At 53.2% G+C, this 6,523-nt stretch carries 5 protein-coding genes, 2 tRNA genes and 1 rRNA gene; all 8 read left to right on the top strand.

Going from position 1 to position 6,523, the window contains the following annotated elements; genetic code table 11:
- The first annotated feature begins 5 nt into the window (after positions 1-5).
- A 5S ribosomal RNA gene (gene rrf / locus PHE17_RS04120) occupies positions 6-121 on the top strand.
- 225 nt (positions 122-346) lie between these two features.
- Positions 347-1,399 (top strand): recombinase RecA, encoded by a 1,053-nt coding sequence (recA, locus tag PHE17_RS04115; RefSeq protein ID WP_301014544.1) that lies wholly within the window; start codon positions 347-349, stop codon positions 1,397-1,399.
- A 5-nt stretch (positions 1,400-1,404) separates the two neighbouring features.
- Positions 1,405-1,836 (top strand): regulatory protein RecX, encoded by a 432-nt coding sequence (locus PHE17_RS04110; RefSeq protein ID WP_301014543.1) that lies wholly within the window; start codon positions 1,405-1,407, stop codon positions 1,834-1,836.
- Positions 1,833-4,445 carry an alanine--tRNA ligase gene (gene alaS, locus PHE17_RS04105; protein WP_301014542.1) on the top strand — a complete coding sequence of 871 codons (2,613 nt, stop codon included), beginning with the start codon at positions 1,833-1,835 and terminating at the stop codon, positions 4,443-4,445. The genes PHE17_RS04110 and alaS overlap by 4 nt, the downstream gene beginning before the upstream one ends.
- Before the next feature lie 27 nt (positions 4,446-4,472).
- The gene (locus PHE17_RS04100) at positions 4,473-5,702 is read left to right on the top strand and encodes an aspartate kinase (protein ID WP_301014541.1); all 1,230 of its coding nucleotides are present in this window, start codon (positions 4,473-4,475) and stop codon (positions 5,700-5,702) included.
- A gap of 276 nt (positions 5,703-5,978) precedes the next feature.
- A complete protein-coding gene (csrA, locus tag PHE17_RS04095; RefSeq protein WP_301014540.1) occupies positions 5,979-6,179 on the top strand; it encodes a carbon storage regulator CsrA in 201 nt (66 codons plus the stop codon).
- A gap of 57 nt (positions 6,180-6,236) precedes the next feature.
- Positions 6,237-6,327: transfer RNA gene (locus tag PHE17_RS04090), tRNA-Ser, on the top strand.
- Positions 6,328-6,414: 87 nt separating this feature from the next.
- Positions 6,415-6,491: transfer RNA gene (locus tag PHE17_RS04085), tRNA-Arg, on the top strand.
- Positions 6,492-6,523: the final 32 nt, after the last annotated feature.

Below are 6,523 nucleotides of genomic sequence, written 5' to 3'. Positions count from 1 at the left end.
GTTTGCCTGGTGTCCATAGAGCTGTGGAACCACCTGATCCCATCCCGAACTCAGAAGTGAAACGCAGCATCGCCGATGGTAGTGTGGGGTCTCCCCATGTGAGAGTAGGTCAACGCCAGGCGCTAATACTAAAAGCCCCGCTTACGTGATCCGTAACGCGGGGCTTTTTTTCGTCTGTCTTTTTCCTATGCCGCTCCTGTCGCTGATTTTCGCGCGAGGCGGGCAAATGCCGCTTTAATGCCTGAAAATGTCCGCTTTTATCTTCCAATATTGGCTTGCAGGAACTCCTTATGGAATAATCGCGTCTTTCGCCACCTAACTACAGAATTTACTAAGGAGTGTCCGCATGGACGAGAACAAGAAGAAAGCCCTTGCCGCAGCTTTAGGCCAAATCGAGCGTCAGTTTGGCAAAGGTGCGGTCATGCGCATGGGTGATTCCAGCGCTGCCAGAGATATTGACGTTATTTCCACCGGCTCGTTGGGGCTGGACATCGCACTCGGTATTGGCGGTTTGCCCAAAGGCCGTGTGATCGAAATTTACGGGCCGGAATCTTCCGGTAAGACAACATTGACCCTGCAAGTGATTGCTGAGTGCCAAAAGCAGGGCGGTACAGCCGCGTTTGTGGATGCGGAACACGCGCTTGACCCGATTTACGCGCAAAAACTGGGTGTCAATGTCGATGATTTGCTGGTTTCCCAGCCGGATAATGGCGAACAAGCTTTGGAAATCACGGATATGCTGGTGCGCTCCGGTGCAGTCGACATTGTAGTCGTGGACTCGGTAGCTGCGTTGACCCCGAAGGCTGAAATCGAAGGCGATATGGGCGATTCCCATGTCGGTCTGCAAGCACGTCTGATGTCTCAGGCATTGCGCAAACTGACCGGGAACATCAAGCGTTCCAACACCATGGTGATTTTCATCAACCAAATTCGTATGAAAATTGGTGTGATGTTCGGCAACCCGGAAACCACTACTGGCGGGAATGCGCTGAAATTCTATGCTTCCGTGCGCCTCGACATCCGCCGTATCGGTGCGATTAAGAAGGGTGATGAAATTACCGGCTCTGAAACCCGCGTGAAAGTGGTTAAGAATAAAGTAGCGCCGCCGTTCAAGCAGGCTGAATTTGAAATCCTTTACGGTGAAGGTATTTCCCGCGAAGGTGAGTTGGTTGATCTCGGCGTCAAGCAGGGTTTGGTTGGTAAAGCGGGCGCATGGTACAGCTATAAAGGTGAAAAAATTGGGCAGGGTAAGGATAATGCCCGCACATTCCTGAAAGAGCACCCGGACGCGGCGGCGGAAATTGAGCAAGCTATCCGTGCAGCGTCAATGACAGCGCCGGGTTTTAGTGCTGCTTCTGAAGAAGCAAGTGTGCCTGAACTTGATGACGGCATCCTGTAAGTAAAGTGCAGGCATGTGAATCACTGGCGTTGCGTCTTTTGGCGCAGCGCGAGCATTCCCGTCATGAACTGGCGCAGAAATTGCGTCGAGAGGAAGGCTGTGATAGCGAAAGTACCGCCTTGTTGCTGGATAAATTGCAGGAACTGGGCTACCTTGACGACCTCCGCTATGCGGGGAGTTTCGTCCGTTCATCTGTTGCACGTGGGCATGGGCCGATGAAAATCGCCTATGGATTACGCGAACGGGGTGTTGGTGAGTGTGTCGCTAACCAAGCACTGGCGGAAGCCGAAACGGATTGGGATGCGTTGGCACAAACCCAACGTACCAAAAAATTTGGGGTGGCTTTGCCCACCGATTTCAAGGAACGCGCCCGGCAGTCACGTTTTCTCGCCGGACGTGGTTTTTATACAGAGACAATTAAAGCTGTTTTCCTATGACTAGTGCTGAACTCAGACAAAAATTCCTCGATTTCTTCGCCAGCAAAGGCCATGAAATCATTGCTTCCAGTTCGCTGATTCCGGGCAATGACCCGACCCTGCTGTTTACCAATGCAGGGATGGTGCAGTTCAAGGATGTATTCCTTGGCATGGATCAGCGTCCCTATCACCGCGCCACCACTTCCCAGCGGTGTGTACGTGCCGGGGGTAAGCACAATGACTTGGAAAACGTGGGTTATACCGCCCGCCACCACACCTTTTTTGAAATGCTCGGCAACTTCAGCTTTGGCGACTATTTCAAGCAAGATGCGATCAAGTATGCGTGGGAGTTCCTCACTGAAACCCTGAAACTGCCTAAGGGTAAGCTGTGGGTCACGGTTTATGCCGAAGACGACGAAGCTTACGACATTTGGGCGCAGCAGATTGGTGTACCGACCGACCGCATTACCCGCATCGGCGATAATAAGGGGGCACGTTACGCCTCCGATAACTTCTGGCAGATGGGTGATACTGGGCCGTGCGGGCCTTGCACCGAAATTTTCTACGACCACGGCGAGCATATCTGGGGCGGGCCACCGGGAACGCCTGAAGAAGACGGCGACCGTTACATCGAAATCTGGAACCTCGTGTTCATGCAATACGAGCGTACCAAAGATGGCACGATGAATTTGCTACCTAAGCCTTCCGTCGATACCGGCATGGGTATGGAACGTCTGGCGGCGGTGATGCAAGGCGTACACAGCAATTACGAAATCGACCTGTTCCAAACCTTGCTGAAAAAAGGTGCGGAACTGGCGAAAAACGCTGACATTGACAGCCCGTCGCTCAAGGTCATTGCCGACCACATCCGTTCTTGCTCGTTCCTGATTACTGATGGTGTGTTGCCATCGAATGAAGGGCGTGGCTATGTATTGCGCCGTATTATCCGTCGTGCGATCCGTCACGGTTATAAGTTGGGCATGGAAGCGCCATTCTTCTACAAGCTGGTGCAACCGCTGGTGGATGAAATGGGTAAGGCTTACCCTGAACTTGCTAAAGCGCAGCCGCAAGTCGAGCAGGCACTGGAAAAAGAAGAACGCCGTTTCGCCGAAACGCTGGAACACGGCATGAAGGTGCTGGAAGAGGCCATCGGTAATATGTCCGGCGATACCATCGACGGCGAAACCGTGTTTAAGTTGTACGACACTTACGGCTTCCCGGTTGACCTGATTGGTGACATTGCCCGCGAACGCAACCTTAAGTTGGATGAAGCCGGGTTTGAAAGCGCGATGGAAGCACAGCGCGAACGCGCCCGTGCTGCCGGTAAGTTTGGTGCAGATTACGGCGACAAGTTGGACGTGAGCGGTGCTACCGCCTTCCACGGCTACGAGTTATTGGCAGAAACATCCACTGTTGCCGCGCTGTTCCGCAATGGCGAAGCAGTTGGCAGCTTGCAGGCAGGTGACGAAGGCCGTGTGGTGCTGGATCATACCCCGTTCTACGCCGAGTCTGGTGGTCAGGTGGGCGATACGGGCGTGTTGCGTGCCAGCAATGGTGTGTTCCGTGTCACGGATACGCGCAAGCAAGGCACAACCTTCATTCACGTAGGCACATTAGAGTCCGGTGAAATGACCGCTGGTTCTACGGTTACGGCAGAAGTGGATGCTGATCGCCGTCAAGCGATCATCCTCAACCACTCCGCCACCCATTTGATGCACGCCGCGTTGCGCCAAGTGCTGGGCGAACACGTTGAACAGAAAGGCTCGCAAGTCACGCCCGAACGCCTGCGTTTCGACTTCTCGCAGCCTGATCCGGTCACGTCTGCGCAAATTGCCGAAGTGGAAGCCATCGTTAACCGCGAAATCCGCGCCAATGCCGCTACTTTGGCACAAGTTATGGCGATGGAAGATGCAGTAAAATCTGGCGCAATGGCACTGTTTGGCGAGAAATACGGCGATGAAGTGCGCGTATTGAAAATCGGTTTCTCCACCGAACTGTGCGGTGGTTGCCACGTTAACCGTACTGGTGACATCGGTTTGTTCAAAGTGGTCAGCGAAAGCGGTGTCGCTGCGGGTATCCGCCGTATCGAAGCCGTCACAGGCGCAAATGCGCTGGCGTGGCTGAACGATGTGGCAGGCCGTTTGGATAGCGTTGCCCGCTTGCTCAAAGGCAATGCCGCCGACGTGACCGACAAGCTTGATACGCTGCTGCAAAAGAATCGCGCTTTGGAAAAGGAATTGGAACAGCTCAAAGGCAAAATGGCCTCGCAAGCTGGTTCCAACCTTGCTGACCAAGCGGTAGAAATCGGCGGTGTGCGCGTACTGGCAGCTAACCTCGAAGGCGCTGACCCTAAATCCCTGCGCGATACCGTTGACCAGTTAAAGAATAAACTGGGCAAAGCGGTGGTCATCCTCGCGGCGATTGCCGATGGCAAAGTCAGCTTGGTCGCGGGTGTCACCAAAGATGAAACCGCTAACATCAAGGCTGGCGAATTGCTGGGCTTTGTGGCGGGGCAAATCGGTGGTAAGGGCGGTGGTCGCCCCGACATGGCGCAAGGTGGCGGTACGGATGCCGCAGCACTTCCCGCAGCACTGGCCTCAGTACAGGCTTGGGTTGCCGCAAAAATTTGAATTGGTTGAATAGGTAAACAGTAAACAATGGCACTGATCGTACAGAAATACGGCGGCACATCCGTCGGCACGCCCGAACGTATCGCGGCTGTCGCTGACCGCGTGATCCGTTGGAAGCAAAAGGGCAATGATGTCATCGTGGTGGTTTCCGCGATGTCTGGCGAAACCAACAAGCTGGTCGCCTTGATCAACGCCATTGACCCACAAGGTTCGGAGCGTGAGAAAGACGCAATCCTGTCCACGGGCGAGCAGGTTACTATCGGCTTGTTGGCAATGGCGTTGGAAAAGAAAGGCCAGCCAGCACGTTCTTACACGGGCGGGCAAGTACGCATCCTCACCGATGATGCCCACACCAAAGCCCGCATCGTGGACATTGATGCCGCCCCGATCCGTAAGGATTTAAGCGAAGGCAAAGTGGTAGTAGTTGCTGGTTTCCAAGGCGTTGCCGCCGATGGCAGCATTACCACGCTCGGTCGTGGCGGTTCCGATACCACGGGTGTGGCGCTGGCAGTGGCTTTGAAAGCCGACGAATGCCAGATTTACACCGATGTGGATGGGGTTTACACCACCGACCCGCGTGTGGAGCCTAAAGCCCGCCACATTCCGCGCCTGACCTTGGAAGAAATGCTGGAAATGGCTAGCCAAGGTTCCAAAGTGCTGCAAATCCGCTCGGTCGAATTTGCCTACAAATATGATATGCCTATCCGCGTGCTTTCCAGTTTTGATGAATTTGGTGAAGGTAAAAGCACGCTGGTCACTCGTGAGGAAGAAGTAATGGAAGAAGTATCCGTCCGTGGTATTGCGTTTAACCGTGATGAAGCCCAGTTGACTGTGCTGGGTGTGCCTGACCGTCCGGGCGTGGCCTATCAGATTTTGGGGCCGATTTCCGACGCCAATGTCGAAGTGGACATGATCGTGCAAAACATCGGTTCGGATGGCACAACGGATTTTACCTTCACTGTGCATAAAAACGATTACACCAAAGCCCGCCAAATCCTGTGCAAGACTGCCGAAGCGATGGGCGCAAAGCAATGCACGGGTGATGAGCACATTGCCAAGGTAGCGATTGTAGGCGCGGGTATGCGTTCACATGCCGGGGTTGCCAGCAAGATGTTCAAAACACTGGCGGACGAAGGTATCAACATCCGCATGATCTCCACGTCCGAAATTAAGGTGGCTGTGGTGGTGGATGAGAAGTATCTGGAGCTGGCGGTGCGCGTGTTGCACGACACTTTCGGTCTGGCGCAAGGGGCTTAAGTTTCACTAGCCGCTCGTGTTTGAAAGAACCCGCTGTTGCGAAAAAACGACAACAGCGGGTTTCTTTTTGGGTGAATATCTGATAACTATATAATTTCTGGACAGTGGTGTTGCTTTTCGGCACTCTATGGTAAGAAAGCAACATTTAAGTGAGACAGTTCAGCTTAAGTTCAGTGCCTATGTGTGATTGTTGAACATGCCCGTCAGGGGTGAACGCCTGGGTAAGTGATCACAGGGTTGGGTGATGTCAATGCAGCGATATGGAGAGTTTGCGGTATGTTGATTCTAACGCGCAGGGTTGGTGAAACCCTCATGATTGGGGATGAAGTTAGCGTTACGGTACTAGGCGTAAAAGGTAATCAAGTACGTCTGGGGATCAATGCACCCAAGGACGTTGCGGTTCACCGTGAAGAAATTTACGAACGTATCCGTCACGAATTCACAGAACCATTGGTAGTTGAAGAAAATACGAATTAAGGCTTTACCTTCTGCGATTTGAAAGGTATTCTTACCGCCTTCGCAAAGTACCCAAATGGAGAGGTGGCCGAGAGGCCGAAGGCGCTCCCCTGCTAAGGGAGTATGGGCCATAAGCCCATCGCGGGTTCGAATCCCGCCCTCTCCGCCATTTTGGTTCTGAACGGTTAATTAAAAAGTTTAAATTTTTTCTTGACCAACTTTAGCGAAATGCGCATAATGCGCCGCTTCCTACAGCGCATCCGTAGCTCAGTTGGATAGAGTACCTGGCTACGAACCAGGTGGTCGGAGGTTCGAATCCTTCCGGATGCGCCATCTATTTAAAAAACCTGCTTTTAACAGCAGGT

It is taken from the genome of Thiothrix sp., assembly GCF_028714775.1.
Classification (GTDB): domain Bacteria; phylum Pseudomonadota; class Gammaproteobacteria; order Thiotrichales; family Thiotrichaceae; genus Thiothrix.
Note: the sequence above shows the minus strand (reverse complement) of the source record. Positions and strands in the feature narration are given on the sequence as shown.